The organism is Desulfofundulus sp. JL263-se (assembly GCF_056316025.1).
Genome location: NZ_CM149993.1, coordinates 822,715 through 848,204 on the forward strand (window position 1 = coordinate 822,715; position 25,490 = coordinate 848,204).

Below are 25,490 nucleotides of genomic sequence, written 5' to 3' on the forward strand. Positions count from 1 at the left end.
ACCTTCCTTTTATTCCCGTATTAACACGAAATGTACTATTCCACCGCTGGTGTGACACATGTTTTATGCGTAAGCGGTCTGCATGTGGGCTTATTGCTCGGCGGGCTGCTGGTGCTGTTCAATTTGTTGGGTGTACCCGTATACCGTATACCCCTTGCAGCCACGCCGGTATTGTTCTTTTACGCGGCCATGACGGGATTTGGCCCGTCAGCCCTGCGGGCCACTGTAATGGCCTTATTGCTTTTATGGGCGCACCGCCTGGGCCGGGAAAGGGACTGGCCCACCTCCCTGGCAGTGGCGGCCCTGGTAATCTTGGCCGTAAATCCCCTGCAGGTATACGAAGTAGGCTTCCAGCTTTCTTTTGCAGCCACCTGGGGCATTTTGTATCTGGGCCCCTTTTTAAAGAAAAGAATGGAGCCGCTGCCGCTGCCTGCGTGGGTTAAACCGGTCATTCAAGTTACTGTTTCCGCCCAGCTGGGTACCCTGCCGATAATAATCTATTATTTTAACTTGGTATCCTTTGCCTCCGTTTTTACAAACCTGGCAGCCGTGCCCATGGCCGGAATTATTCTTTTTTTGGGTTTTGCCGCAGGTCTTGCGGGCCTGGTGGTACCCCTGGCGGCACAGGTAATAAATGCAGGAGCAGGTATTTTGTTGGGTCTGTTTGAGTGGCTGGTGTTATTTGTGGGAAAAATCCCCGGCGCTTCCTGTTACATGGCTGCCTGGCCCTGGTGGGGAATTTTTCTCTGGTACGCAGCACTTGTGGCAGTGGTGGAGTGGGAGAAGGTAAAGGGATTTATCCCTCCTGTTAACATCCGTAAATCCCGGGTAATTATTTTTATTTCCTGCCTGCTGGCTTTTTTAATTTGGACCGGTGTCAAAAGCGACAATTTGGAAGTTCATTTTATCGACGTGGGACATGGTGACAGCATACTGGTCCGGCTCCCGGGAGGAAAAGATATGCTGGTGGACGCCGGTGGATGGCGGGGCGATTTCGACGGCGAACCGGGAGCGGGGGATTACGTGGTGGTGCCTTATTTGCGGAGGTTGGGCATCAATAAACTGGATGCACTGGTCATTTCCCATTTTCACGAGGACCACGCCGGCGGTGTAAGGGCAGTCATGAGGTCCGTGGCCGTGGACAGGCTCATTGTTCCCCCGGCTGGAACGGGGACCGGCATAGACCCCAATGTCAAAGTAATTTTGGAAAAGGCGCGGCAGATGGAAATCCCTGTTCACTTTGCCACCGCCGGTGACCGGCTGTTTTTGGATGAACGGGTGGGAATATCCTTTTGGGGCCCGCGGGAGAAGTTATTTAAAGGCAGCAGGTCGGATGATAACAATAACTCCCTGGTACTTTTTCTGGATTATAAAGAAATTGAAATATTATTAACCGGAGACATAGAAGAAGAAATGCAGTCCTGGCTTGTACAGCAGGGAAACCTGGCTCCCGTGGAAGTGTTGAAGGTGCCCCATCATGGGAGCAGGTTTTTCTCCCCGGAATTTTTGCAGCGGGTTGATCCCGTGATTGCGGTGATTTCCGTGGGAGAAAGAAACACTTTCAATTTACCCAGCGGGGAAATCACCCGACAATTGCGCGATTTAGGTGCCAGGATCTACCGTACCGACCGGGACGGCGCCGTTATAATCAGCACCGACGGCAAGAAAGTAAAGATAAGGACCGGGCGGCACTGATGTTTGGCCATGATTAAAAACGCCCCTTTTACAAGGGGCGTTGAGATTGCTGACAAACCCGGGTTTTGCCCCGGGTTTAACTTTACATTGCATATTTCAAGCTAAATTGCTTTTGCGAAAACTTTTGTATTATCCGAACCAGCAGTGGTAAAAAAGGAGGGTTACCCCTCTTCCAGAGATAATTTGCCATCTTTTTCATATTCTGACAGGCAGCTGTCAATAAGCACTGCTCCATAACTTTTGCTCTACCCCTATAACGGGCATAGCGTAACCCGTGGAGTTCTTTGGCATCAGCAAAACTCCGCTCAACAGTTTCTTTTCTTCTTTTGTATAAGGCTTTCCCCCGCTCACTGAGGCGGTTCTGTCTTACCCAGTCTTTGCTATCTTCCCAAACGTGTCGAGTAATTACTTTAGTATAGCTTTTGGAATGGGTGCATTTAGATAAATATTTGCAGATTTTGCATATCCGGGGGTCTGAAACATATTCCCGGAACCCCTGGCGGTTGGTGGTACGGTAGGTAAGTTTCTGTTTGGCAGGACATATATAGCAGTCATTTTCCTTATCATATTTGAATTGCCATTTGTGAAATAAGCCTTTCTTAGGATGGTAACGTCGATGGGCTATAACAGCAAAAATATCTCTTTTTTGCAGTTCATGGCATATAGGCATGGTTAAATACCCGGCATCCAGGGCTACTGCTTCCACTTCAAAGCCAAAGCGCTTTATCTGACGGTCCAAACGGCCTATGTAAGGTGCAGAATCATGCACATTTCCGGGGGTAACATATACGTCGGTAATCAAGCTTAGCTTTCCATCAACCGTTACGTGGTTAAGGTAATAAAAACCCTGGGGTTTGCCGTCCCTAACCATGTAGCCACTTTCCGGGTCCGTGGTGCTCACCCGTATTTCTTTGTTTTTTTCAAGTTGTTCTTCTTTTGGTTTCAACGGCTTTTTTCCATGCTTTTTTCTATCATCCTCCACTGAATGCTCCAGTTCTTCCAAATAAGCTTGAGTTGAACGTTTCACTTTTTTGAGTGTGAATTTATTTTTGTTGGCATTGGCCTTTAAATGTGTAGAGTCCGTAAATAACTCTTTTCCATCTATTAGTCCTTTCTTAATTGCTTGCATAACTATTTCATCAAATATTTCCTGACAAATATTTGTGCCGTTAAATCTACGCCGCCGGTTCTGGCTAATGGTGGAATGATGAGGAACTTTATCTGTTAGGGAAAGGCCCAAAAACCAACGGTAAGCTATGTTAACCTCTATTTCTTTAACCAGTTGCCGTTCAGATCTTATGCCAAAGAGGTAGCCAATAAAAAGCATTTTAAAAAGCATTACGGGATCTACACAAGGACGACCGTTATCCGGGCAATATAGGTGTTTGACCTTTTCTCTTATGAAGTTAAAGTCTATGAAGCGACTTATTTTCCTCAGCAAGTGATCTTCAGGTACCAGTTGTTCCAGGCAAACAAGTTCCAGTTGTCCTTGGCGGTACTCTGGTTTTTTTAACATGTTTGTTCGCTCCTAATTCTTATTTACTCAATTTTACCATAAAATAAAAGGCTGTTGACTTGTTTTTGTCAACAGCCTCAACGCCCCTTTTACAAGGGGCGTTCCCCTTTTACAAGGGGCGTTTTTATACCGCAAAAATTTTTTGGGGCCATGCTTTCCGCGCGCAGTCAGGACACCTGTTTTTGTCATATGCCGGGTTAAGCTGGTAATTTACTTGTTTTCTAATAAAATCAAGATGCTTATTAGTGGTATAAGTATGCCCGCATACCTGGCATGAAACCAGCTCCAGCCGGCTCATTAAGGCACCGCACATGCGCATCTCCCTGAAGCCTTCGATATCTTTCTGGGTAATGGCCCCGGTGGGACAATTTGCGGAACAGGTGCCGCAGCCTATGCATTTATCTCCCGGGCGGAAAAAATTAGTTTCCGCTTCATCGCTGTCGTTAATGTAGCCTAGTTGTATGGCATCCGCTCCCACCTTGTGGCGGCAGTTATCAATACATTCACCGCAAGCAATACACAGGTCACAGCGCAGGCACCTTTTTGCCTCAGCTGCAGCATCGCCTTCGCTGATTCCCTGTATTATCTCTTCAAAAGTGCCCTGTTTTTCGGCCAGGTAAAGTTTATGCATGTCAATCCTGCCGGCATCGGCCTTATCTTCGGCATTGACCTCAAGGGGTGCAATGCTTTTTCTTTTTACGGGATATTTCAGGCCGGCCGGGGTTTCCTTGCCGCGCAGGTAGGCATCGATACTGGCGGCAGCCTGTTTTCCGGCGGCAATGGCCTTGATGGCGCTGGCGGGTCCGGTCACCGCGTCGCCCCCGGCGAAAACTCCCGGCAGCGGTGTTTCCATTGTATTGGGATTTACGGTGATCAGGCCTTTGGCAACCATATGCGGTTCTCCCTGAAGGTAAGAAAGTTCCGGTTTCTGGCCGGTGGCAAAAATAACCATATCGGCTTCAATCTTAAAGTTTGAATTATCCACCGGTACTGGCTTGCGGCGGCCGCTGGCATCAGGTTCGCTTAAAGTGTTGCGCAAGCATTCAATATGCGAAACCCGGCCAGACTCGCCGCAGACGCCCACAGGGGAGATGAGAAAATCAAAAATAATGCCTTCTTTTTCTGCATCCTCTATTTCTTCCGGCAGGGCCGGCATTTCTTCCCGCGTCCGCCGGTAAATAACCCGTACCTCCCTGGCCCCCAAACGCTTGGAAACCCGGGCGGCATCGACGGCGACGTTTCCGCCGCCAACCACAATTACTTTCTTTTCACTAAGATCTATTTTCTTGGATTCAATTTCTTTATTTAATTCTTCATTTACCGTTCTCAGGAAAGAAACGCCGTCAAACACATATTTAAATTTACCGGCATTGTCAACAGGTGTTGATCCCTTCCAGGCCCCGGTAGCCAAAAATATTGCCCTATAGCCTTCTTTTTTTAATTCCGTTATATTTCCGGTAACAGGGGTATTTACTTTAATTTCCACTCCCATGGCCTGTATATAAGCTATCTCGTCTCGGAGCACTTTCCGGGGCAGCCTGTACGGGGGTATTCCGTAAGCAAGCATCCCTCCCGGTTCGGGCATGGCTTCAAAGACGGTAACTCCATACCCCTTTCGGGCCAGGAAATAGGCAGCGGAAAGACCGGCCGGACCGGCCCCGATTACGGCAATTTTCTCATCATATTTTTTTTCCGGAGGTTTTGGCATCTTAATCCCGTTTTCATTGTACTTATCGTAAGCAAACCTTTTCAGGGCACATATGGAAATGGGCTTATCAACCCTGGCTCTTCTGCATGCCTTTTCACAGGGGTGCTCACAAATACGCCCCAGGGTGCCCGGCAGGGGAACATCTTCTCTTATTCGCTGGAGAGCTTCTTCATATTTGCCCATTCCAATCAGGGTGACATAACCGGGTATGTCGATACCCGCCGGACAAGCCGCCTGGCAGGGTGCAGGCACAAGTTTGGGACATGTGGAGAAAGAGCATACTTTATTTTTTATGTGAATCAGAAAGTCCTGCCGGTTTCCCTGTAAAAAGGCTTTTATTTCCCCGGCAACGTCCTTTCCCGCTCCACACCGGCAGAGATTTATAATTGTTGCCATCGACTCATTTAAGCTTTCCAGGTCATCGCGGGCAGCCGTCCCCTCCTGCATCCTGCAAAGAATATTTAAACTGGTGTTAAAATTATGTCGGCAAGTGCTGCAGTATTTCCCCGCTGCCAAAAAAGATTTTATAAGATCCGCAGTTTTTTTAACCTTACACCCGTTTCTCATCATAGTGACACTTCCTTGGCTAACCTGCTTTAATTGAATAAATTTTCCTGACATACTGGTCCCGCTTTGTGTTCGGTAAATTGCTGGTCAAGCCAAAGTTAAGACTGTTTGTGGGACAAGCAGCGACGCATGCAGGCTTTAATCCTGCATCGATACGGTCCTTGCAATAATCGCATTTTACTACTTTACCTTTTTGCGCATCCCATTGGGGAGCACCCCACGGGCAGGCCATAATGCAGCTTTTGCAGCCGGCACAGAGATCCTGGTTTATGAATACAATACCGTCTTGGGGACGCTTCTGCATGGCGCCGGTAGGACAGGCAGCCACACACCACGGGTCCTCGCAGTGGAAACAACACATGAAAACGTAATTTGCTTTTGGCAGGCCATTTATGTCAGCCGGCCCTACATCAATAACTTGGCTGGGCTTGGGCCCTACGCCCAGGCCTTTATTGATCTTGCATTGAACTTGACAGGCACGACAAGATATGCACTTTTTATTGTTCTGTTCCAAATAGTAGATGCTCATAATGACCCCCCTGGCGCTAACAATTTATTTACCATGCCGATTTATTCAATTGGCCGCACAGTCACATAAACGTGCTGCAATGCCGGGCTTCCCCCGACCTTGTCAGTTATATTTTCCTGCAGTACGGTATCACAGGCCCCCTTATTGTAGCATCTTGACATCTTGGGCACCTTACGGCCAAAACCGTGCAGCATGAAAACCGCTTCCGGGTGAATAAGGTTTGTTACGTAAGCGCGAATGGTTTCTTTACCGCAGCTGGATGAAACTTCCACCATTTGGCCGTCTTTGATTCCCAGCTCTGCAGCTTTGGCGGTGTTGATCCAGAGCCGGTTTTCGGGTACCAGTTCGTTCAAAAGCGGGTTATTTTGTGTGGAAACGTGAGTATGAGCAACGTTGCGACCGATAAGCAGGCGGAAGGTGCCTTCCGCGGGAGGCTTAACCGGCTTATAGGCGGGGAAAGAAGGTATTCCGTTTTCCTCCAGGAGACTGGAAACAAATTCAATCTTACCGGATGGTGTCTTAAATTTCATCCCGCTATTGCGATCCCAATAAATAGGCTTATCACTTAAGGTTACAAAACCTTTAGTTTCAAAATCCTTTAGGGTAATGCCGGTTCCTTCCAGCTGGTAAGACCATAAATCTTCCAGGGAATTATAGGGAAAGTATTTACCTATGCCGAGCCTGTCGGCAAGTTCCTTCATTATTTCCCAGCCCGGCTTGGTATCATGCCTGGGGGGTACCGCCGGGTTTCGAATAACCAGAGTTGGCTTCAAGCCATTTGCTTCCTGGATGGAATCTCCTCTTTCCAGGTAGATGGACTCCGGCAAAATGACGTCAGAATACCAGGCCGTTTCGCTGAACTGAATGTCGATGGTTACAATAAAATTTAATTTATTAAAGGCCCGTTTATTATACTCATAATCGGGAATGGAGAGCATGGGATTGTGACGCCATACTATTAAAGCCTTCACGGGATAAGGATCTTCTTCCAGAACAGCTTTCGGGAGCATTTGAACTACCCCGTGGTTGGGATCCGGTGTTGGAAACTTGGGCGTTCCCACACCGTCACATCTCTCTCCAGTGATTTTCGGCAGGTCCTGATCCGTCAGCTTTTTCAAAGGCTTTTTGCCGGCGTCTTGAGGTCCTTTTTTAAAAAAAATTCCTCCGGGAGTCTCTATGCTGCCCATGAGGGCATTCAATATAATAATGGATCTCCTGACATATATTTCATTAATGTAATGGGCAGAGCGATAGCCGTAATGGAAAATAACCGAAGGTTTGGCCTCGCTTGCCTCCCGGGCCAGGGAGATAATTTTATGGGCCGGAATACCGGTCTCTTTTTCCGCCCATTCCGGAGTGTAAGGCTCTATAAAGTTTTTCAGTTCCTTAAAGCCTTTAACCCACCGGTTGACAAATTCCTTGTCGTACAGCCCCTCATTTATTATGACGTGCATTAAAGCATAATTTAAGGCCAGATCGGTACCAGGCCTGATCATTAAATATTCAGTAGCCTTGGTGGCGGTAACGGTTATCCTGGGATCGATGTAAATAAGTTTTGCTCCTTTCTCCAAGGCATTGAGCAACTGTTTAATTGCCTTGAGTTCTATGGACTCAAAATAATTACGGCCGTACAAAATGATATATTTTGCATTTCCTATGTCCACGCCCACTTTCCCGTCGTCGTACCCGGTTAATGAGCGAAAAGCTGTATTAAGCGACCCTTTGCAGCAGGAATCGTGGGTGAAATAATTGGGCGACCCTATGGCTCTCATAAAGGTCTTGCTGATATGCGAGTTGAGGTGGTTTCGCTCCGTCAAGGCTATGCTGCGGCTGCCAAATTCATCTTTGATTTTTTTCAGGTTTTCGGCCACGTAATCCAGTGCTTCTTCCCAGCTGGCCTCGCGCCATTCCCCGGAGCCCCTAGGACCTGTCCTTATTAATGGCTTTTTGATCCTTTCCTTATCATTTAATAGGCTGACCCCTGCGGCCCCTTTGGGGCAGATACTTCCCTCAATACCTGCAGCGTAAGGGTTTCCTTCAATAAGTTTTACATCGTCATTTTCAACCGTAACCTTAATCGGGCATCTTACGGTACACATCAAACAAATGCTGTACACGTGCTCCATAACACGATTTGCCCTCCTTTTTATTGCCGGGTTCATTTAAACTTGTGCCTCCAGAAAGCTTTATTATAGTTAAGATAACTTAAAACTATAATTTTAAATGTCGTAGCGACGACAAAAAAATTGTCATGTTCTTGATAGCAGGCAGTCCGGTGCCTCATCGCGTTTCCTGTAACAGGTAATACATCCACGGTGGATACCCGGGTAAGGAGATTAAAAAGAAACCCGATATGTTTATAAAAATTTTTTATGTTTTTTTAATAAAAAAACAAGTTTTCAAAGAGGATTTTTGAAAGAATTTATCGAACTTTTAGTTGTCATGTTACATGCTGGTCATACCAGCAATGCTTAAGCTTTACATACAAAGAGGGGGGTAAAACATTGGATTTAAATACCGTCAGGGAAGAAGCCAGGAAAAAACTTAAAGGGTACTGCAGGGTTTGTCCTGTTTGTGACGGGCGGGCCTGTTCCGGGGAAGTGCCGGGCATGGGCGGCACCGGCACGGGAGCAGCTTTCCGCGCCAATTTAGAGGCACTTAATAAATATCGGCTGAATTTACGTACTTTACATGATGCCAAGAATCCCGATACCACTTGCCGCCTGTTTGGTTTATCCCTGAAAACCCCCGTACTGGCCGCTCCTCTGACCGGCAGCTCGTACAATATGGGAGGCGCCTTGTCCGAAAGGGAGTTTATTGGCATGATTATTTCCGGCAGCAAGGCTGCCGGCAGCCTGGGTTTTTCCGGTGACGGTGCCGATCCCGCCATGTACGATTCCGGTGTGGAAGCGGTGGCGGCCGAAAAGGGTTGGGGCATACCCATTATAAAACCCAGAGAGCAGGAGGAGGTGATAAAGAGGATTCGCCAGGCTGAAGCAGCAGGTGTTGTGGCCGTGGGGATGGATGTTGACGGTGCCGGCCTGGTAACCATGGCTTTAAAGGGACAGCCGGTAGGGCCCAAAAACCGCCGGGAATTGGAGGAAATCATTTCTTCTACCAAGCTCCCCTTTATTGTTAAGGGTATCATGACGGTTGACGAGGCAAAGATTGCAGTGGAAGCCGGGGCTGCGGCCATTGTAGTGTCCAACCACGGCGGGCGCATTCTCGACCATACTCCCGGCGCAGCCGAAGTGTTGCCTGAGATTGCCGCTGCGGTTAAAGGTAAGATTACCATTTTTGCTGACGGCGGAGTAAGGTTTGGTGTTGACGTGCTTAAATTGCTGGCCCTGGGCGCCGATGCCGTACTGGTAGGACGGCCCCTTGTGGTGGGCGCCTTCGGCGGAGGCACAGAAGGTGTTAAACAAGTAATTGAAAAATTAACCGGTGAATTGAAACAAGCCATGATCCTTACCGGCTGTGCTTCCCTGGGCGATATTTCTGATGGAATAATTTATTAAATTATTATCCACCCAGCAGGGCCTGGCTTTCAGGAGCCGGCCCTTGATTTAAATCGCTTATGGTCTGACCAGCAGTATAGCTTAACAACTGTTTTACTAATAACTATATCTAAATAATCAAAAATTTTAATGGTAATAGGAGGTACAATTAATGGACATTATTGGTCTGGCTCTAATTGCCTTTGTGCCGATATTATTTACCATTGTAATGATGACGGTATTTTCCTGGCCGGCAAAAAAGGTTATGCCCTTTGCCTGGCTCATAGCTGTTATCATAGCCTATTCAGTGTGGCGCATGGAAATGGTTCGCATACTGGCCTCCACCATTTACGGTTTTCTGTCGGCCTTTAATATTCTAATCATTATCTTTGGTGCTATCCTTATTTTAAATACCCTGAAAAAAAGTGGTGCCATGACTACCATTAACCGCGGCTTCTACGGTATTACCCCGGACCGCCGGATTCAAGCCATAATCATCGGCTGGATGTTTGGTTCCTTCATCGAAGGGGCGGCCGGCTTCGGTACCCCTGCTGCGCTGGCCGGACCGCTGATGGTGGGCCTGGGCTTTCCGCCCCTGGCGGCTGCCATGGTTGCCCTGATTTTTGACAGTAGTTCCGTTAGCTTCGGTGCCGTTGGCACACCGGTTATCGGCGGTGTAGGGTCAGTAATGAAATCTACCGTGGTGGAAAAATTGGGAGAAGGAGCTTACATTCCCTTTTTAAAGCAAGTAGGTATTTGGACGGCCATACCCCATGCCATCGTTGGTACTTTCCTTCCCCTTTTGGCCATATGCATGTTAACGGCTTTCTTTGGTCCTAAAGGAAAGCGTTCCATTAAATACGGCCTGGCGGCAGCACCTTTTGCTATTTTCGCTGGGTTGTGCTTTACCGTACCCTATATTTTAACCGCAACCCTGCTGGGGCCCGAATTTCCGTCCCTGGTGGGTGCCCTGATAGGATTACCTGTGGTGCTGGTGGCAGCGTCCAAGGGGTTCTTGGTGCCCAAGGACAGGTGGGAATTCCCGGCTAAAGAGCAGTGGGAGAACAACTGGAATGGTATGGTAGAAACGGGTTCCGATGAGGAAAGCAACATGCCCCTGTGGCTGGCCTGGACCCCGTACGTCTTAATTGCCCTGATCCTGGTTGTTACCAGAATTCCGGAATTTGGCTTAAAGGGACTTTTGGCCAGCCAGAAAATAACCTGGGAAAACATCCTGGGCACGGGCATTAATTATTCCCTGCCATATTTGTACCTGCCGGGCACCATCCCCTTTATCCTGGTGGCAGTTGTAACCATCTTCCTGCACAGGATGCCCTCCCGGAGCGCAAAGGAAGCCTGGGGTGCAACTTTTAAGCAAATTACCGGCCCGGCCATTGCCCTGTTCTTTGCCGTGGCCATGGTACAGGTAATGGTACAGTCCGGTGTAAACCTCAAGGAAATTGACGGTATGATGCTTACCATGTCCAAGGCTACTGCCATGGCGGTGGGGGGAGCCTGGCCCCTGGTATCGCCCTTTGTGGGTGTATTGGGTGCCTTCATGTCCGGCTCCAATACCGTTTCCAACATCCTGTTCTCCCAGTTCCAGTTCGGGGTGGCCGGACAATTGGGACATCCCGGTGTTATAACCCTGGCCTTGCAAAATATCGGCGGTGCCGTGGGCAACATGATTTGCGTGCATAACGTGGTGGCCGCCTGTGCCACGGTGGGACTTACCGGAGTGGAAGGAGTTATTATTCGCAGGAATCTTATTCCTACGTTTGTTTACGGCCTGGCGGTGGGAGTCTTCGGCTTGATTGTAATATACGGCGGCTTTGCCGCGGGTGTCTTGCTCTAAAAGAGATTAAGTTGCATATGGCCCGGAGTTCGGGCTGGCCTGAGAGGAGGAACAGCTTGTGTCCCAAAAGGAATTTATCAACTTGTTGATTAAGGAACTGGGAAAAGATAATGTAATTACCGCCAAAGAAGATTTGATTTGTTATTCCTATGACGCCACTCCGGACATGCCCGGCTCCCTGCCCGATGTGGTGGTCACTCCGGTCAGTACGGAACAAGTGGTGCAGGTGGTAAAAATTGCCCGGCAATATAAAGTACCCGTCTACCCGCGGGGGTCAGGTACCAATTTAAGCGGCGGTACCGTCCCCCTGCGGGGGGGCATTGTCCTTTCCACGTTAAAGATGAATCGTATCCTTGAAGTAGATGCGGAAAATCTTACAGCCACCGTCCAGCCGGGCGTTATTATCCAGGATTTAAATAATGCAATCGCCCCTTACGGACTGCTCTATCCCCCGGACCCGGGCACCGTGGCCACCGCCACCATGGGCGGCAGCGTGGCCGAGTGCTCAGGGGGGCTCAGGGGCTTAAAATACGGGGTTACCAAGCATTACGTCATGGGGCTGGAAGTGGTGCTGGCCGACGGTCAGGTGGCCCGCTTCGGCGGAAAAACCGTCAAAAACGTTACCGCCTACGACATGGTCAAGCTTTTTACCGGTTCCGAGGGAACTCTGGGTATTATAACTGAAATTATCGTTCGCCTGATACCGGCCCCCGAAGCCAGAAAGACCATGCTGGCAACCTTTAATAAGTTGTCCGATGCTGGTAACGCTGTGACAGATATCGTTAAAAACAAAGTTATTCCCGCCACCCTGGAGATTATGGACCAGGTAACCATTAAAACTGTAGAAAACTTTTCCAAGATAGGGCTTCCCACTGACGCCAGGGCCGTATTGCTTATCGAGGTGGACGGCATACCGGAAGTGGTTGAGCGGGAAGCGGAAAAGGTTTTGGAAGTGATTAAGAAAAATAACGGCCGGGTTAAGCTGGCCCGGGACGATAAAGAGCGGGAAGACTTGTGGACGGCCCGCCGGGCAGCCCTCCCGGCCCTGGCCCAGGTCAAGCCCACCACCGTGCTGGAAGATGCCACGGTGCCCCGCAGTAAAATTACCGATATGTTAACGGCCCTGGAGGAGATTGCTAATAAGTATAATTTGACCATTGGTACTTTCGGCCATGCCGGGGACGGCAACCTGCACCCCACCATCCTTACCGATGAGCGGGATAAGGAAGAAATGGAGCGGGTGCACCGGGCCGTGAAGGAAATATTCCAGAAGGCATTGTCCCTGGGCGGGACCCTCAGCGGGGAACACGGCATAGGGCTGGCCAAAGCCGGCTTCCTGGAATGGGAGCTGAAAGAAAGCGGCCTGAATGTTTTGAAAAAAATTAAGCGGGCCCTTGATCCCGAAAATATTTTAAACCCCGGTAAGATGGGCTTTGACGGGGGGGCTGGACGGCATGAGTAAAGTGCTGGCAGAAATTGAAAACGAAATTTTAAAATGCATGAAATGCGGTAACTGCCAGGCGGTATGTCCCCTGTACAAGGAAACCCGGGCCGAGGCTGCGGTGGCCAGGGGCAAGGTCCGCCTGGCCGAGGCGGTCTTAAAAGGCCAAGTTGAATATACTTCCGGGCTGGCCCACCGTTTTGACTTATGCCTGACCTGTATGGCCTGTGTGGCCAATTGTCCCTGCGGGGTCAGGGTGGACGAAATCGTTCTGGCCGCCCGGGCTGCTTTGACGGAAAACCGCGGGCTGCCCTGGCCCAAGCGGGCGGCCGTAGCTGCTCTGGCCCGCCCGAAACTAATGGACATGGGGGTTAAGGCAGCAAGTATGGCCCGGGGCCTTTTATTCAGGCGCGTGGACAGGGGGATAAGCCCGCGGTTTCCCATAGGACTGGAACTCAGGCGGGTTCTGCCGCCCCCGGCCCCAAAACCCTTAAAAGTCCTGCTGGCGGAAAGGAATTCCGCTCCTAACCCGGTTATCCGGGTGGCCTTTTTTGCCGGCTGCGTCACCAATTACGTTTTCCCCGCAGTGGGCCTGGCCCTGCTGGAAGTATTACAAAAACACGGGGTTGAAGTTATGTTCCCCCATGCCCAGCACTGCTGCGGGACTCCCGTATTGATACACGGGGCAAGGGATACGGCGGAAGAAATGGCTGCCTCCCAGGTGGATATATTTGCCAAGGCCGGGGCGGATGCCATAGTAACTGTTTGCGGTACCTGCGGCGAGGCCTTCAGGCACCATTATCCCCGGCTGCTGGCCGGCCGGCCCGGTTATGCCCGCCGCGCCGCCGCGCTTGCTGAATGTACCTATGACATTGCGGAATTTTTAACCGGTGTGGTTCCCTTGAATAAAGATTTGCTAGGCCCGGTTGATGTAAGCTTTACCTATCACGAGCCCTGTCACATCGGACGAGGGCTGGGGGCGGCCGGAAAACCCGAGAAACTGCTGAAGGCCATTCCACAGGCAAAATATATTCCCTTAAAAGAGCCCGGCCGGTGCTGCGGCGGGGCCGGTTCTTTCAGTCTGCTGCATTACGAGTTATCATCCGGTGTTTTAAAGCACAAGCTGGCAGACATAGCTTCCACCGGTGCAGAAACTGTGGTAACCGGCTGCGGCTCATGCCGCATCCAGCTCAATGAGGGGCTTGCCCGGGAAGGAATGCCCCAGCGTGTGCTACATACGGTGGAAATGCTGGCTCATTCCATGCGTAACGCCCGGGAGAGGAGAGTTGGTTATGGCAATTAACGATCTGGAAAGGATGTACAGTAACTTTAAAGAGCAGGCGGAAGCTCTATCAGCAAGGGTGTACCGGGTTGCAAATCCCGCCGGTGCCGGCAGGCAGCTTTCGGAGATCTTAAAAGGCCTGAAAGTCAACAAAGTGGTAGCCGCTGCATCAGGTTTGGTTCAGGAATGCCTGAGTGCCACCGATATCGGCGGCATTATGGTGTATACCGGTAACTTGCGGCAGCATGCCGAAGATGCGGTTTTGGGCCTGTCCGAGATGGATCTGGCCATAGCCGAAACCGGTACTCTGGTCCAGGACAGCACTTCCCTGGACCAGCGGCTTGTTTCCACTTTGCCCCCGGTACACGTGGCACTGGTGCGCACGAGCCGGCTGGTGGAGCGTTTTGGCGATGCCATTGAATTTTTCAGCGAAAGGCGGGCCGATTTTCCTGGTTATATATCTTTCATTTCCGGGCCCAGCCGCACCGCTGACATTGAGCGGGTATTAACCATAGGGGTTCACGGCCCCGGAGAGCTGCACGTTATATTTGTCGATAAGGCGGGGGGTGAGCCGGGTGAGCGATAAAAGGGAAATTAAAAATAATATAGAGAAGGCCCTGGCCAACGAAAACCTGCGCGGCGCCCTGGGGCGCTTCGGAGATGCCTACATTGGGGCGCGGGAAAGGGCTTATGCCGGAAAAGACTTTGAAGAACTGCGCGGTCAAATTGCCGCCATCAAGCGGAGTGCCGCCGATAGAATGGAAGAGCTGGCGGAAAAGTTCGCTCAGTCCGCCCGGGCCCGCGGTGCCAAAGTTTACAGGGCCCGGAGCGCCCGGGAGGTGAAAGAATATATAATAAATCTGGCCAGGGAGAAGGGCGTGCGCAAAATTGTTAAATCCAAGTCCATGGCCAGTGAAGAAATTCACCTGAATGAATTTTTAAGGGAACACGGTTTTGATTCGGTGGAAACCGACCTGGGCGAATGGATCCTGCAATTGAGCGGGCAAAAGCCTTCCCACATGGTAATGCCGGCCATTCACATGACCAGGAATGAAGTGGCTGACATTTTCTCCAAGGAGACCATGCAGCAGCTTTCCGCCGAAATCCCCAGGCTGGTCAAGGTGGCCCGGCAGCAGCTGCGCAAAAAGTTTCTTGCGGCGGAAATGGGTATTACCGGGGCCAACATTGCCGTGGCGGAGACGGGCACCCTGGTTATTGTCACCAACGAAGGTAACGCCCGGCTTACCACTACATTACCTCCGGTGCATGTAGCCATTGTAGGCATGGAAAAACTGGTGCCTAATTTCAGCGACGTGAGGCCCATCCTGGAAGCCCTCCCCCGCAGCGCCACGGGTCAGAAAATTACCAGCTATGTAACCATGATTACCGGGCCCACGCCGGTGGCCTATCCTGACGGCACTGTTAAAGAAAAGGAGCTGCACATTATTCTAATGGATAACGGCCGCACGGAAATGCAGGCCGACCCGGTATTCCGGGAGGCCCTGCAGTGTATCCGCTGTGCGTCCTGCCTTAACGTATGCCCGGTATTTCAACTTCTGGGCGGCCATGTTTACGGTTACATTTATACCGGCGGCATAGGCACTATTTTAACTGCTTTCTTTAACGGCTTCCAAAATGCCAGTGATATTCAAAATCTATGCCTGGGGTGCGAGCGCTGCAAGCGCTTCTGCCCCGGAAAGATTGACATTCCGAAATTGGTCCGTGAGCTTCGCAGCAGGGTGGTGGAAAAGAAAGGCCTGCCGGGAAGCCAGAGGTTCGTACTGGAAAAGGTGCTGCCGAACCGCAAATTATTCCACAGGTTAATAAAGGTAGCGCGGGTAGCCCAAAAGCCCTTTCAAAAGGGAGGAATGGTGCGGCACCTGCCCATGTTCCTGGCCGGCTACACGGAAGGGCGCAGCCTGCCGGCCATTGCCGGTGAACCTTTCCGGGACAAATTTGTTAAACTTAAAGGACCGTCCGTATTTAAGAACAGGGTTGGCTTTTTCGCCGGGTGCCTCACCGATTTTGTCTACCCACAACTGGGTGAGGCGGCGCATAAGGTCCTGAAAAAAATGGGTATGGAAATGGTTTTTCCTGAAGAGCAAACCTGCTGCGGTGTACCTGCCGTGTACATGGGCTCCAGGAAGTCGGCCGCCCAGTTAGCCCGCCAGAACATTGCCGCCTTTGAGCGGGCCGGGGTGGACCACGTAATAACCTGCTGCCCTACCTGTGCCAAGGCCTTAAAGCAGCAGTATGTGGAGCTTTTGGAGGGCGACCCGGCATGGAGGGAGCGGGCCATGGACTTTGCCGGTAAAGTACAGCACTTCTCAGCTTTTGTAGCGGAAAAGTCCGATGGCGGCAGGAAATTGGAGCTCAAGCAAGGTAAGGCCAGGGTTACCTATCACGATTCGTGCCACATGAAAGGTTGCCTGGGAATAACGGAAGAGCCCAGGAAATTGCTGGGGGCCGCCGGCCTGGAACTGGTGGAAATGGAGGGTTCCGACCGGTGTTGCGGTTTTGGCGGCTCATATTCCTTCAAGTTCCCGGAAGTATCGCGGCACATTCTGGATAAAAAGCTGGGGGCCGTTGATAAAGCGGGTGCGGATATGCTGGTTTTGGACTGTCCCGGCTGCTTATTGCAAATCAAGGGTGGGATGGACAGCCGGGGCAGGAAAATACCTGTAAGGCATACGGCGGAAATTTTGGCCGATGCTCTGGGTGAGGAGCGCTGATAAACTGTAAAACAGGGCCGGCGTTTTTATGCCGGCCCTGCCTGTCTTTTTTGCAGTTTAATTTCCGGTTATTTTTGATAGCAGCTGGCCAACCTTTTAAGTGACCGGTCGTATGTTTTTTCGATTTCGGGCGGAAACAGGCAGCCCGGTGCCTCACCGCGTTTTCTGTGATAGGTAATACATTCACAGCATATGCCTTTTCTCGGGCACGGCTCATAAGTGCAAGTGCAGCCGGTTTTATTTTTTTCCTGTTTGCATTCCATGAAGTAACCCCCCTTTTGTGGTGGTATTTGTCCTTTCCAAGTATTTCTACGTTAATTCTTTGAATCCTGTCGAATTTCCCAACAGAGTTCGGTTAATGTCTTTAATCGGTTAATGCCTTTTAAAAAGAAGCTCTTACGACAAGAGCGCTGAAAGTGAAATAAGTCAAAAACGGTAGTCCGTACCAAAGAAAACATGATATAATAAATGCAGCTTATATAAGGAGAACGGGAGGACAACCGTGGATTTTAAACCTATAAAGACAAAGAAAATATATGAAGAAATAATTGACCAGGTTAAGGCCATGATTAATAACGGTACCCTCCGCCCCGGAGACAGGCTGATGTCGGAGAGGGAGCTGGCCGAGAAACTGCAAGTGGGGCGTTCCGCGGTGCGGGAGGCTTTTCGCGTTATGGAGGCCCTGGGAATTATTAAAATTAAGCCCGGAGAGGGCACGTTCATTAACGAAATTCCTGCGGAATCCCTGGTTAATGCCTTTTCGACGGTGTTGATGGCCAACGGGGAAACTGCCCGGGAACTAATGGAATTGCGTAAAATATTGGAAGTAGAGGCTGCGGGAATGGCTGCCCAGCGCTGTATGCCGGAACAGCTGGAGGTTATCAGCCGGGCCCTGCAGCAAATGGAACAAGATCTTAAGGAAGGTAACCTGGGTGAAGAAGCAGATATGAAATTTCATTTTGCGGTAGCCGAGGCTACTCAAAATTCTTTGTTGGTTAAGTTGATGAATACCATTGCCGATGCCATGACCCGGCTACTGGCTGCCGCTCGCCATCAAATGTACAAAGATCCCGCCAATCCCCCGCGTCTCTACCAGGAACACCGGTTAATTTACCGGGCTATAAAAAATGCTGACTCTTCAGCCGCCCGCCGTGCCATGCTTGAACACCTGGTGGGGGTGGAAGAATATATATTCGGGAAAAATTTAAGCAACCTTTGACACGTCACCTGTCAAAAATGATAGGTGGCTTTTATGATTTTTGCACGGGGTGGTATATTTCAGATAATCATATCCAGCGAACTGCTGAGGATTAGCGGTACCCGGGCCTGCATTGCCAGTTTGAGCCGCCTTTCCACTTCAGCCCAATTAACCAGTTGCCACCAGGCCTTCACGTAGTCCGCGCGCCGGTTTTGGTAATCCAGGTAATAGGCATGCTCCCAGACGTCCAGTACCAGGATGGGGATGCCGCCCCATTGGGTTAGGTCCTGGTGCTTTTCAGCGGTGAGAATTTCCAGCCGCTCCCAGGTAGGCTGCCATACCAGAACCGCCCATCCCGATGCTTCCACGTCTGTGGCTGCGGCAGCAAATTGTTCTTGGAAAGTGAAAAAACCACCAAAATAGTTGTTAATCTGCCGCCACGTTTCAGGGCCGGGCTGCCCGGTACCCCTCGGTGTCATTATGGTCCAAAAAACGCTGTGCAGTATGTGCCCCGAGCCGTAAAAGGCCAGTTCCCTTTCCCAGTGTTTAATCAGGGAAAAATCCCTTTTCCGCCTTGCTTCTGTCAGCTTCAGCTCTGCCTTGTTCAGGCCATCAACATAAGATTTATGGTGGCGGTCATGGTGGACGCGCAGGGCGGTCCCGCTTATTACCGGTTCCAGGGCATTATAGGGATAAGGTAAAGGAGGCAGCTGGTGGCCGCCGGGCGGTACGGATTGAACGGCCCACAAATCACGCATAGTTAAGATTCTCCTTTCAAATTGGAAACCTGTGGTAATTATATTATGGTTTTATCATGGAAAAGTTCCTGATAACTCCTAATAATTAAAGAATCAGGGGGGAATGGCAAGCCGGGGTTTGGATGGTTTTATCCTTGACAATGTTAAAATTAGTTAATAGAATGTGTATTGACAATTTAGTAGCACGCATTTCCAGGTGCCCGTAAGGGATAATAGGGAACCGGGTGAGAATCCCGGGCGGTCCCGCCACTGTAACCGGTAGTCCGCCTCATTACCACCTTCTGTCGTCCTTTAAGGCAAGGCAGTTGGGAAGGGAGGTCAGGGCGCTATTCCGGAAGCCAGGAGACCTGCCTGGAAGTGTTCTTGTGCTGCCACGGGGATATGGCGGCAAGGGAAAAAACGTGGGGATGATGGCAAAGTCCGCATCAATAAGGGTGCGGGCTTTTTATTTTAGAAAATTTTGGAAAAGGAGGGAATTAAATGACTCTATTGGAGAGCGCCAGAGAGGGGAAAATTACACCGGTCATGGAACGGGTGGCCGGGCAGGAGAAAGTTACCCCGGAATTTATAAGACAGGGAATTGCCGAAGGGAAAATAGTCATACCCCGTAACGCCCGGCGCAGCAGCAGTTTTCCTGTAGGTATAGGCGCGGGCCTGCGGACCAAGGTAAGTGCCAGTATAGGATTGTACGGCAAGGACGCCCGGATTGACGTCGAAGTCAAAAAAATTAAGGCCGCGGTAAAGGCGGGAACGGATTCTATCATGGACTTGAGCGTAAGCAGGGATATCGATGCCATGCGTAAAGAAGCGCTGGCGGCCACTCCCACACCCGTGGGGACTTTGCCCCTTTACCAGGCCATAGCCGAGGCCGGTGAAAAATACGGCTCCGCCGTTAAGATGACTGTTGACGAGCTTTTTGAGGTAATTGAGCGCCAGGCCGCCGACGGTGTGGATTTTCTGGCCCTTCACTGTGGTACCACCATGGAAATTGTAGAGCGCGCCAAGAGGGAAGGCCGGATAGATCCCCTGGTGAGTTACGGGGGCTCTCACCTTATAGGCTGGATGATTTATAACCAGAGGGAAAACCCCTTGTATGAGTACTATGACCGGGTGCTGGAGATTGCCCGCAAATATGATGTCACGGTCAGTCTTGCCGACGGCATGAGGCCGGGGTGTCTGTACGATTCCCTGGACGGCGCGCAAGTACACGAGCTGGTAATTTTGGGAGAATTGGTAAGACGTGCCCGGGAGGCCGGGGTCCAGGTAATGGTCAAGGGTCCGGGACATGTACCTTTAAACCAGCTTAAGGCAACCATTACCTTGCAGAAGAGTCTTTGCAAGGGCGCGCCGTATTTTGTCTTCGGCCCCGTGGTAACCGACATAGCGGCCGGTTACGACCACATCAGCGCCGCCATCGGCGGGGCCATAAGTGCCTGGGCGGGAGCTGAATTTATTTGCTATGTTACGGCAGCTGAACACATAGGTCTCCCCGACGCCCGGCAAGTGCACGAAGGGGTGGTGGCGGCCCGCATCGCCGCCCACGCCGCGGATCTGGCCAGGGGCCTTAAGGGGGCTGCAGAATGGGATTTAGAACTGTCCAGGGCCAGAAAAGAGCTCAATTGGGAAAAACAGCTCGCCCTGGCCATAGACCCCCACCGGGCGGGAGAAATAAGAAAGAATCGCAGCGAGGAATCTTCGCCGGCCTGTGCCATGTGCGGTAAATACTGTGCCATGAAAATAGTATCCGAGTACCTGGGGACATACAAGCACAGCTGTTAAAAAGAAGGGGTGAGAAAATGACTCAAGTACTGGCGGCCCGCGCGGGCAAAATTACTCCCGAAATGGAAGCGGTGGCCTACCGGGAAAACGTGGACCCCGAATTTATCCGGGAAGGTGTTGCCCTTGGCAAAATTGTTATTCCTAAAAACGTTAAGCGCAAGGAATTTAACTACTGCGGCATTGGAGATGGCTTGCGGGTCAAGGTAAATGTCCTTATCGGCACTTCCAGCGAGCGGGACCAGGTAGAAGTGGAGGCAAGGAAACTGGCCATTGCGGAGGAAGCAGGATGCGACAGCGTTATGGATTTAAGCACCGGGGGAGATATCGACGGTATGAGAAGGCAGACCCTGGCCAAAGCAAGGGTTCCCGTGGGCAGCGTGCCCGTTTACCAGTGTGCCGTTGAAGCCAGGGAAAAAAGAGGCAGCATTGTGGCCATGACGGCGGAGGATATGTTTGCAGCCATAGAAAAGCAGGCGTCAGAAGGTGTGGATTTCATGGCCATTCACTGTGCCCTGAATTTTGACGTTATAAAGCGTCTTAAGGCTACCGGGCGGGTTACCGATGTGGTCAGCCGGGGCGGTGCTTTTTTGATTGCCTGGATGCTGCATCATAACAGGGAAAACCCCTTATACGAGCAATTTGACCGCCTGCTGGCCATATTGAAAAAGTATGACGTAACTTTGAGCCTGGGGGACGCCATTCGCCCCGGTTCCACCGCCGACTCGCTGGACGGGGCCCAGCTGCAGGGCTTGATTGTTGCCGGTGAACTGGTGGCCAGGGCCAGGGAGGCAGGAGTGCAGGTCATGGTGGAGGGTCCGGGACACGTCCCCATGCATCACATAGAGGCTACTATACTGCTGCAAAAGCGCCTGTGCCACGGCGCGCCTTATTTTATACTGGGAACGCTGGCTACTGACGTGGCGCCCGGGTACGATCACATTACATCGGCTATCGGCGGCGCCATAGCCGGAGCGGCCGGAGCTGATTTCCTGTGCTACGTTACCCCGGCTGAACACCTGGGACTGCCCACGGAAGAGGATGTCCGCGAAGGGGTTATAGCTGCCCGCATAGCTGCCCATGCGGCGGACCTGGCCCGGGGACATAAAAAGGCCTGGGAAAGGGATCTGCAGATGGCCCGTGCCCGGGTAGACCTGGACCCGGACAGGCAAATCAGCCTGAGCGTGGACCCGGAGAAAGTGAAGGCGGTTCTGGGCCATGGGGAAGGCAATGATGAATGTACCGTATGCGGGAAGGATTGTGCGGCCCGGATTGCAGCCCGGTATTTCGGCATTGTCCAGGAGGGAGCAAAATGAAATCAACACTGAAGAGCGTAATCGACGGTATACAGCCGGCAAGTCAAGAATGGCGCAAGAAAGCCCGGGAAAGCTTGAATAACCTGGCCATACCCCGGGGAAGCCTGGGAGAGCTCCTAAACCTTGCCGAGCAGCTGGCTGCCATCAAGAGGACTTTAAAGCCTGCGGTATACAAAAAAACGGTGGTTACCATGGCCGGCGACCACGGGGTGGCCGCCGAGGGGGTAAGTGCCTTTTCCCAGGAAGTCACTGCGCAGATGGTGGCCAACTTTGTGGCCGGGGGCGCGGCTGTCAACGTGCTCGCCCGGGTGGCGGGTGCCTGCGTAATTGTGGTGGATATGGGGGTGGCCGCTGATTTGGACCCGGAGCTGGTTAAGGCGGGGAAAATTTTGTCTTATAAGGTAGGCCCCGGGACGGGCAACGTGCGCAGGGGCCCGGCCATGACCCGCAGCCAGGCCGAGCGGTGCCTGGAGGCCGGCATAGAAATAGCAGGGCAACTGGCCCGGGAAGGCGTGGAGCTGCTGGCCACCGGAGATATGGGGATCGGCAATACAACTCCGAGCAGTGCTGTCTTAGCCGCCGTTACCGGGCTTCCGGCCCGGGAAGTGACCGGCAGGGGAACTGGGATTGACGACCGGGCCCTGGAAAATAAAATCCGGGTTATTGAAGAGGCACTGGAAGTCAACAGGCCCGATCCCAGCGACCCCGTAGATATACTGGCCAAGGTAGGGGGATTTGAAATCGGTGGCATTACCGGGCTTATTTTAGGGGCTGCTTACCACAGGGTGCCGGTTGTGGTGGACGGGTTTATCTCTTCGGCAGGGGCCCTTCTGGCCAAGGGGCTGGCACCTGCCGCGGTGGATTATATGATTGCCGGGCACCGCTCAAAGGAAGCCGGGCACCGCTTCATGCTGGAAGAGCTGGGCCTTAAGCCCCTGCTGGACTTAAACCTGCGCTTGGGTGAGGGGACCGGGGCGGTCCTGGCCATGAATATCGTGGAATCTGCCGCCCGGGTGCTAAGTGAAATGTTGACCTTTGAAGATGCCGGGGTGTCCAGGAGCATATCCGGGGGGCAGGGCGAGTGAAACCCCTATCCTTTTTAAACCACGACCCGCAGCAGCCCGGCCCGCAGTACCTGGAAGACCTGGCCACGGCCTACTGGTTTTCGGAAACCCTTTTCAGTGCGGTGGAGCTGGATATTTTTGCTCTCCTGGAAGCCGGGGGGAAAACCGCGGAAGAGGTGGCAAAGGCGCTGGGGTTAGATTTGCGCGGGACGGAACGTTTTTTACATGCCCTGTGCTCCCTGGACCTGCTCGTCCGGGACGGCGAGTGCTATTATAATACCAGAATAGCCTCGGAATACCTGGTTAAGGGGAAAGAAAATTATCAAGGGCATTCCATCCTTTGGCGCAAATATCTTACCGCCTCCTGGCGGGACCTCCCGAAGTGCCTCCGGGCCGGGGGAAGGATCGATTTTCTTTCTCCCCGGGAGGAGCCTGAAGAATTCGCCCGCCGCATTTGCAAGTATATCCGGGCTATGGATAATGTGGCCAGGATCAAGGTCCGGGAGATGCTTCCCGTTTTCGGCAATCTTCCCCTCCAGGGGGAAATCCTTGATATAGGGGCCGGCTCTGGAGCTGTTGCGGCCGGCTTTCTGGAGCGCTTTGCCCGTATGAAAGCCACCTTGGTGGACCTGCCGCACATTCTGGATTATGCCCGCAAATTGCTGCAGCAGCGGGGACTCGGGGATAGAATTACTTTTTGCCCGGCCAATATACTGGATTCCTGGCCGGTGAGCAAAGGCCGGTTTGAGTTGGTCATTCTTTCCAATATAATTCATGCTTACGCCGAAAGGGAGGCGCGCCACATCCTGGCCTGTGCATCGCAGTGCCTAAAATCGGGAGGATTTTTGCTGGTACACGATTTCTTTATGGAACACTACCCGGAGAAGGCCTCTCTTTTTGATTTAAACATGTTCATCAATACCTGTAACGGAATGGTTTTTACCGGGCAGTGGATAGAGGAACAGCTTGTCCGGGAAGGCCTATATACCACTGGCCTGATACCCCTGGGGTCGGACACGGGTATAATCGTAGCTTCTCCAAAGGAAGAAAGCCTGGCGCGGTTAACCCCGGACCCCCTGTCCCGCCTGGTTGCCTCGATAAAAAAGCTGGGATTTCGCCATGTTCGCCCCGTTTCCACTGACATTATTCATATTCCCGAATGGGCGGACTTGCGCTGCCGTTTCGGGTGCAGCGGGTACGGAAAACCTTACTGCCCGCCCCATAGCCCCTCTCCCTCCAGGACCAGAGAGATGCTCAAAGATTATACCAGGGCCCTGCTGCTGGAGGGAGAGCCCCCCACCGGGGATTTTCAGCGCCGCGTCTTAAAGGCGGAAAAGGAGGCCTTTAAGGCAGGTTATTATAAGACCTTCGCCTTTTGGGCCGGCCCCTGCTCCCTCTGTGACCGTGGCTGCCCGCCGGGGGACCGCTGCCGCAACCCCCGGGATTCCCGGCCTTCCATGGAGGGAGCGGGAATAGACGTATTTAAAACCGCCGGGCGGGCGGGGTTTTCCTTGCGGACATTGAGTCACGGGGACGATTACGTTAAATATTTTGCATTATTGCTATTGGAGTGATTGCTTTGCGAGTTTTGCTGGTACAGGCCCTCTCCAGCTCAAAGGGATGTAATTACTGTATACCACTTTATGGTAAATGTGCCCGGTGAAAATGAAAAAATCATTAAAAAAGGAATTCGCCTTGTGGAGTAATGGTATATAAACCCATAAGACAAATTCCTTCTTTAAAGTATATTATATATTTGGAGGATTACCGGATAAATCCGGTAATATAAACTGGTTATTATATATATTGCAATAATGCACGTACTTCACGGGATAATTATACTGTACAGTTAGCAGTCCCAAAATTTTTCCTAAATTGTTACTTTTTATAAGTAAATGGTGAAATTTAAGTTTTAAAAGGGATTGTTTTTTTAATAGATTAGTTATATAATTAATTGCACCAATAGAATAACCACAGATACAACGGTGTATCTGAATTTTAAGGCAACGATGCCCTCTCCGGAATAATTTATTATCCGGAGGAGGGCATTTTTTGTTTACTTAAGGTCCTTTTAGGTAACTTTTGGGAAAGGAAGGAGCTTTATGGCAAAAATTTTGGTAAAACCGGAAGTTTGCATAGGGTGTCACCTGTGTGAAGTCTGGTGTACGGTGGCTCACTCGCAATCGAAGAACATAATCAAGGCTTTTCTTCACGAAAAACCCAAGCCATTGCCCAGGGTGGTAGTGGAAGAAAGGCTGCCGGTGACTTTTCCCTTGCAGTGCCGGCACTGTAATGAGCCCGACTGTGTTTCCGCCTGCATCAGCGGCGCTTTATACAAGGACCCGGAAAGTGGCAGGGTGATTCATGACAAAAATAAATGTGTGGGCTGTTACAGCTGTGTGCTCACTTGTCCTTACGGTAACATTTTCATTGATAACGAAAACCGGAAAGTTATCAAGTGCGATCTTTGTGACGGCTTGGATGCCCCGTACTGCGTCAGCCACTGTCCCAATGAGGCGCTGGTATATGTTTCGGATGCTTAAAGGCTTGTTATTG

19 protein-coding genes and 1 riboswitch are annotated in these 25,490 nt (G+C 51.3%); of the genes, 13 read left to right on the forward strand and 6 right to left on the reverse strand.

Going from position 1 to position 25,490, the window contains the following annotated elements; translation table 11 throughout:
* The first annotated feature begins 30 nt into the window (after positions 1 to 30).
* On the forward strand, positions 31 to 1,695 hold the full coding sequence (locus ACX4JR_RS04240) for a DNA internalization-related competence protein ComEC/Rec2 (RefSeq protein WP_476059804.1): 1,665 nt from the start codon (positions 31 to 33) through the stop codon (positions 1,693 to 1,695).
* Between the two features lie 82 nt (positions 1,696 to 1,777).
* Here the strand turns inward: ACX4JR_RS04240 and ACX4JR_RS04245 are convergent, their stop codons facing one another.
* The 4 genes from ACX4JR_RS04245 to ACX4JR_RS04260 form a co-directional block, all read right to left on the reverse strand.
* Positions 1,778 to 3,211 carry an IS1182 family transposase gene (locus tag ACX4JR_RS04245; RefSeq protein WP_476058086.1) on the reverse strand — a complete coding sequence of 478 codons (1,434 nt, stop codon included), beginning with the start codon at positions 3,209 to 3,211 and terminating at the stop codon, positions 1,778 to 1,780.
* A 124-nt stretch (positions 3,212 to 3,335) separates the two neighbouring features.
* Positions 3,336 to 5,366, reverse strand: coding sequence for an NAD(P)-binding protein (locus ACX4JR_RS04250; protein ID WP_476059805.1), 2,031 nt, complete (start codon positions 5,364 to 5,366; stop codon positions 3,336 to 3,338).
* Positions 5,367 to 5,505: 139 nt separating this feature from the next.
* Entirely contained in the window at positions 5,506 to 6,015 is a 510-nt protein-coding gene (locus ACX4JR_RS04255; protein WP_476059806.1) for a 4Fe-4S dicluster domain-containing protein, read from the reverse strand.
* Positions 6,016 to 6,056: 41 nt separating this feature from the next.
* Entirely contained in the window at positions 6,057 to 8,141 is a 2,085-nt protein-coding gene (locus ACX4JR_RS04260; RefSeq protein ID WP_476059807.1) for a molybdopterin-dependent oxidoreductase, read from the reverse strand.
* 378 nt (positions 8,142 to 8,519) lie between these two features.
* Here ACX4JR_RS04260 and ACX4JR_RS04265 point away from each other — a divergent pair, with 378 nt between their 5' ends.
* From ACX4JR_RS04265 to ldhH, 6 genes are all read left to right on the forward strand, one after another.
* Complete coding sequence (locus ACX4JR_RS04265; RefSeq protein WP_476059808.1) at positions 8,520 to 9,533, forward strand: alpha-hydroxy-acid oxidizing protein; 1,014 nt, start codon at positions 8,520 to 8,522, stop codon at positions 9,531 to 9,533.
* Positions 9,534 to 9,684: 151 nt separating this feature from the next.
* Positions 9,685 to 11,367 carry an L-lactate permease gene (locus tag ACX4JR_RS04270; protein WP_476059809.1) on the forward strand — a complete coding sequence of 561 codons (1,683 nt, stop codon included), beginning with the start codon at positions 9,685 to 9,687 and terminating at the stop codon, positions 11,365 to 11,367.
* Between the two features lie 58 nt (positions 11,368 to 11,425).
* A complete protein-coding gene (locus tag ACX4JR_RS04275) occupies positions 11,426 to 12,829 on the forward strand; it encodes an FAD-binding oxidoreductase (protein WP_476059810.1) in 1,404 nt (467 codons plus the stop codon).
* A complete protein-coding gene (locus ACX4JR_RS04280) occupies positions 12,822 to 14,111 on the forward strand; it encodes a (Fe-S)-binding protein (protein WP_476059811.1) in 1,290 nt (429 codons plus the stop codon). The genes ACX4JR_RS04275 and ACX4JR_RS04280 overlap by 8 nt, the downstream gene beginning before the upstream one ends.
* Positions 14,101 to 14,676 carry a LutC/YkgG family protein gene (locus tag ACX4JR_RS04285; protein WP_476059812.1) on the forward strand — a complete coding sequence of 192 codons (576 nt, stop codon included), beginning with the start codon at positions 14,101 to 14,103 and terminating at the stop codon, positions 14,674 to 14,676. Before ACX4JR_RS04280 ends, ACX4JR_RS04285 begins: the two co-directional genes overlap by 11 nt.
* Positions 14,666 to 16,822 (forward strand): L-lactate dehydrogenase (quinone) large subunit LdhH, encoded by a 2,157-nt coding sequence (ldhH, locus tag ACX4JR_RS04290; RefSeq protein WP_476059813.1) that lies wholly within the window; start codon positions 14,666 to 14,668, stop codon positions 16,820 to 16,822. The genes ACX4JR_RS04285 and ldhH overlap by 11 nt, the downstream gene beginning before the upstream one ends.
* 68 nt (positions 16,823 to 16,890) lie before the next feature.
* Here ldhH and ACX4JR_RS04295 read toward each other — a convergent pair whose 3' ends face one another.
* Positions 16,891 to 17,085, reverse strand: a complete 195-nt coding sequence (locus ACX4JR_RS04295) for a DUF6485 family protein (protein ID WP_476059814.1) — start codon at positions 17,083 to 17,085, stop codon at positions 16,891 to 16,893.
* 239 nt (positions 17,086 to 17,324) lie between these two features.
* Between ACX4JR_RS04295 and ACX4JR_RS04300 the strand changes: the two genes are divergently transcribed.
* Positions 17,325 to 18,041 (forward strand): FadR/GntR family transcriptional regulator, encoded by a 717-nt coding sequence (locus ACX4JR_RS04300; protein WP_476059815.1) that lies wholly within the window; start codon positions 17,325 to 17,327, stop codon positions 18,039 to 18,041.
* 59 nt (positions 18,042 to 18,100) lie between these two features.
* Here ACX4JR_RS04300 and ACX4JR_RS04305 read toward each other — a convergent pair whose 3' ends face one another.
* Complete coding sequence (locus ACX4JR_RS04305) at positions 18,101 to 18,778, reverse strand: superoxide dismutase (RefSeq protein ID WP_476059816.1); 678 nt, start codon at positions 18,776 to 18,778, stop codon at positions 18,101 to 18,103.
* A 177-nt stretch (positions 18,779 to 18,955) separates the two neighbouring features.
* Positions 18,956 to 19,147: riboswitch (cobalamin riboswitch) on the forward strand.
* A 111-nt stretch (positions 19,148 to 19,258) separates the two neighbouring features.
* Here ACX4JR_RS04305 and thiC point away from each other — a divergent pair.
* From thiC to ACX4JR_RS04330, 5 genes are all read left to right on the forward strand, one after another.
* On the forward strand, positions 19,259 to 20,557 hold the full coding sequence (gene thiC / locus ACX4JR_RS04310; RefSeq protein ID WP_476059817.1) for a phosphomethylpyrimidine synthase ThiC: 1,299 nt from the start codon (positions 19,259 to 19,261) through the stop codon (positions 20,555 to 20,557).
* A gap of 17 nt (positions 20,558 to 20,574) precedes the next feature.
* Positions 20,575 to 21,870, forward strand: a complete 1,296-nt coding sequence (bzaB, locus tag ACX4JR_RS04315; protein WP_476059818.1) for a B12 lower ligand biosynthesis ThiC-like protein BzaB — start codon at positions 20,575 to 20,577, stop codon at positions 21,868 to 21,870.
* Complete coding sequence (cobT, locus tag ACX4JR_RS04320) at positions 21,867 to 22,955, forward strand: nicotinate-nucleotide--dimethylbenzimidazole phosphoribosyltransferase (protein ID WP_476059819.1); 1,089 nt, start codon at positions 21,867 to 21,869, stop codon at positions 22,953 to 22,955. The genes bzaB and cobT overlap by 4 nt, the downstream gene beginning before the upstream one ends.
* Positions 22,952 to 24,508, forward strand: a complete 1,557-nt coding sequence (locus tag ACX4JR_RS04325) for a DUF2284 domain-containing protein (protein ID WP_476059820.1) — start codon at positions 22,952 to 22,954, stop codon at positions 24,506 to 24,508. The genes cobT and ACX4JR_RS04325 overlap by 4 nt, the downstream gene beginning before the upstream one ends.
* A 528-nt stretch (positions 24,509 to 25,036) precedes the next feature.
* Complete coding sequence (locus tag ACX4JR_RS04330) at positions 25,037 to 25,477, forward strand: 4Fe-4S dicluster domain-containing protein (protein WP_476059821.1); 441 nt, start codon at positions 25,037 to 25,039, stop codon at positions 25,475 to 25,477.
* Positions 25,478 to 25,490 lie beyond the last annotated feature (13 nt).